Origin of the sequence: Pelomicrobium sp. (assembly GCF_036803785.1) — a bacterium.
Classification (GTDB): Bacteria; Pseudomonadota; Gammaproteobacteria; order Burkholderiales; family UBA6910; genus Pelomicrobium.
Genome location: NZ_DAIRTR010000081.1, coordinates 10,630 through 14,210 on the forward strand (window position 1 = coordinate 10,630; position 3,581 = coordinate 14,210).

A 3,581-nucleotide genomic window follows, 5' to 3' on the forward strand; every position below is an offset into this window, starting at 1 on the left:
TTCGACCCCCTGCCGCGGAGCCGACAAGGCCTCGCTGCCCTGGCAGCCGATAAGCGCAGCGCCTCGTGGCCCGAAGTCCGTTGGCTTACTGCGGCGCGCCGGATGCGGGAGCGGCCTCCGTGCGCGGGTCCATTCCCAGAGCCTCGGTCGAGCTTTCGCCCATAGGGATGAAGGTGCTCGGCACGACGCCCTCCGGCGCAGGCTTGCGGCTCTCTCCATAGCCGAAGGCGCCCAGAAGGAGAAGCACCGCGGCGAAATAGACGAACAGGCTTCCCGCTCCGAGGGCATCCATCAAGTAGCCACCCAGGGTCGGCCCGATCACCGCGCCAATGCCGTGCAGGAGCAGTAGCGCCCGGCTCGCTTCCAGCGTGTCCTCTGCCCGCATGAAATCGTTCACGTGGGCAACGCTCAGACCGTAGACGGTAAAGGCGAGCCCCCCATAGAGGAAGGCGCAGGCGATCAGCGCGGCCTGGGACAGGTCGGCGAGGGCGAAGATGGCCAGCGCCACTATGGCGCCGAGGATGCTCACTTTAGTGAGCACCGCCCGCCGATCGTGCTTGTCGGAAAACCGCCCGATGGGAAACTGCAGGAACGCACCGCCCAGCACAGCGGCGCTCACGAAGGCGGCCACGCCCGTTTCGGAAAAACCGATCCGGTAGGCATACACGGCGCCCATGCCCCAGAAGGCCCCGTTAAGCAGGCCTGAGGCGAGGGCGCCGCTCGGGCCGAGGGGCACCCGGCGAAACAAGGACGCGGGGTGGATGACCGGGGCCACCACGGGCTTGGGCTCCTGTACCTTGGTCATCACGATGGGCACAAGGGCCAAGGAAAGAATGACAGAGACGACGCCGAAGGGAACGAAGGTGCGCACGTCCCCGACCAGGATTAGGTATTGGCCGAGCGCCATGCTGACCAGGGTAACGGTCATGTAGCTACCGAACAGACGGCCCCGCGTCTTATTGGTGGCGAGCGCATTGAGCCAGCTCTCGATCACCATATACAGGCCCACCATGCAGACCCCTGTGATCGCCCGAAACAAGCTCCAGGTGAGCGGGCCAACGCTCAGGGCATGCAACACCGCCATGGTGGAAGCAATGGAGGCCATGGCGGCGAAGGCCCGCACGTGCCCGACGCCGCGGATAAGCGAGGGGCATAGGAAGCTGCCGAGGATGAAACCTAAGAAGTAGGACGACATCATGGTGCCGGTCACTGCATCGGAAAATCCCTCGACGCCGGCGCGAACTCCGAGCAGCGTGAAGAAAAAGCCGATGCCCACCAGAAGAAGGCTGGTGCCGAAGAGCAGGGAAAAAATGGAGCCGAACATCTCTAGCCCGGATATTCCACGAAGACGCCTCCCACGGTAAAGGCGAGAAAAGCAGCCTTGCGGCCATCGAGCGCCGCCTCGGGCGGGCGTCGGCAGGCTCCAACGCCGGGCAGCCCGGATGGCGGCACCCGCCGAGTGCACACCCGTGCTTGCGGGCTCAACCCGAAGGTGCGACCGCACCGAGGCCCGTGCCCAGCGGGGTAGTTGGCGAGACGAGCAGAATCCGAACGCAAGGGTCGTCCGACCGCCACGGCCGCCTTCCCAGCGGAACGTTGCAGCGCTCCTACGCCCTCCGGTGCTCTCGGCAGCTCCCCGTGTCGGCCCCCCTCCTCGCCCGTTGGAGCTCCACCCCGATGACCATCGGCTAAGAGGAACCGCTTCTTGACCGGCCCCGCACGCCATGGTCCCGGGTCCCCCGAGTCACCAAGCAAGAGGGTTACGCGGACCACCCGCGGCGGCGACGTCGGCTCGGGGATCACGGCCTCACACCCTGATCCCCACGCAAACTCCAGTACAATGAATCTCCAACAATGGATCCCCGAGCGCGAAAGACCCTCGATCCCCGGGAATGAACGGTATCCCCGCTACCCTGATTCCCGGCGACGGCATCGGCCCCGAGATCACCGATGCCACGCTTCTGGTCCTGGAGGCCCTGGGCGCCCCCTTCCAGTGGGAGCGGCGTCTCGCTGGCATGGCGGCGGTGCAGAGTCATGGGCACCCCCTTCCGGTCGAGACGCTGGAGAGCATCCGCCGCACCCGCCTTGCCCTGAAGGGGCCGCTAACGACACCGGTAGGCGGCGGCTACCGTTCGGTAAACGTACATCTGCGCACGGAGTTTCGGCTCTACGCCAACGTGCGCCCGGCCCGCACCCTTCTCTCCGGCGGCCGCTACGAGGGGGTGGACATCGTACTGGTGCGGGAGAACACCGAAGGCTTTTACGTGGGTTTTGAACACTATATCCCCATGGGCGATGATCCGCGGGCCGCGGCTGTCTCCTCCGGGATCATCACCCGGGAGGGCTGCCGGCGCGTGGCCGAATTCGCCTTCGACTACGCCCTGAAGCACGGCCGCCGCAAGCTCACCATCGTGCACAAGGCCAATATCCTCAAGGCGCTCACAGGCCTGTTCTTGGAAACGGTGCGGGAAGTGGGGGCAAAGTACCAGGGCCAAATCCAGATCGAGGACCGTATCATCGACGCCTGTGCCATGCAACTGGTGTTGGATCCCAGCCGCTTTGACGTGATACTCACCACCAACCTGTTTGGGGACATCCTTTCCGATCTGATCGCCGGCCTGGTGGGCGGCCTGGGCCTTGCGCCGGGGGCGAACATCGGGCGCGAGGCCGCCATCTTCGAAGCCGTGCATGGCTCCGCTCCCGATATCGCCGGCCAGGGCATTGCGAACCCTACGGCACTCATGCTGGCGGGAGCCATGATGTTGGAACACGTGGGTCGGGACGACCTGGCGGAGCGGCTCAGGGGGGCCATCGAAGCGACCATCGTCGAAGACGGCGTCCGTACCCCGGACCTGGGTGGCCATGCCACCACCGGAGCGTTTGCTCAGGCAGTGATCCGCCGTCTCGCCTGAGTTACGCTTGTTCGCAAAGGGCTAGTGAGAGATAATACATAATTTTCCAAATGCTTACCGTCCGGCGTTCGTGCGGCAAGGAATGCGCCATGAAAGAAAAGATCCACCCCAAATACACCGAAATCACGGTCACCTGCAGCTGCGGCAATACCTTCAAGACCCGCTCCACCCTGGGGCGAGACCTGCACGTGGAAGTGTGTTCCGCGTGCCACCCGTTCTACACGGGCACCCAGAAGATCGTGGACACCGCCGGGCGGGTGGAAAGGTTCCGCCAGAAATACGGCAACAAGCGCGCGGCCCACACTTGAAAGCCGTCTTGCCGTTTGCTGCCCCGGCTCATCCGGAATCGCCCTCCCTGCCTTTTTAAGCCTTTCGGCACAGCGTTCGATGGAGGCCTTCGCGCCTGCAGGGCGGGCGTTGTGTCGGCCGTGCAGCGCTTCTTTGTCCGCTCGGGCGTGAAGCGGTGCAACGACAGGATACGCGGCTAAAATACGCCCCATGCGCGTGGCCTTGCTCCGCCCTGATTCAACCGCGTCGCCCGCTTTTTCCCACCGCCCGTCCCAGCTCTCTGGCGGATCTGGCTCGCCCCCGGACTTACTAAGCCTCCTGCGCTCCTTCCCGTCCCTAGGCTCACGCCGAGGATAAACGCCTTGGTCTCGCCCCCCTTCC

General features: G+C 64.9%; 3 protein-coding genes. 2 read left to right on the forward strand and 1 reads right to left on the reverse strand.

The features are described from left to right. Nucleotides 1-85: 85 nt before the first annotated feature. A complete protein-coding gene (locus tag V7Q81_RS10380) occupies nucleotides 86-1,324 on the reverse strand; it encodes an MFS transporter (RefSeq protein ID WP_333842883.1) in 1,239 nt (412 codons plus the stop codon). Nucleotides 1,325-1,892: 568 nt separating this feature from the next. On the opposite strand from V7Q81_RS10380, the gene V7Q81_RS10385 reads away from it, so the two are divergent. Further along, entirely contained in the window at nucleotides 1,893-2,912 is a 1,020-nt protein-coding gene (locus tag V7Q81_RS10385; protein ID WP_333842885.1) for an isocitrate/isopropylmalate dehydrogenase family protein, read from the forward strand. Between the two features lie 89 nt (nucleotides 2,913-3,001). Continuing rightward, nucleotides 3,002-3,220: a 50S ribosomal protein L31 gene (rpmE, locus tag V7Q81_RS10390; protein WP_333842887.1), complete on the forward strand. Its 219-nt coding sequence runs from the start codon at nucleotides 3,002-3,004 to the stop codon at nucleotides 3,218-3,220. Nucleotides 3,221-3,581: the final 361 nt, after the last annotated feature.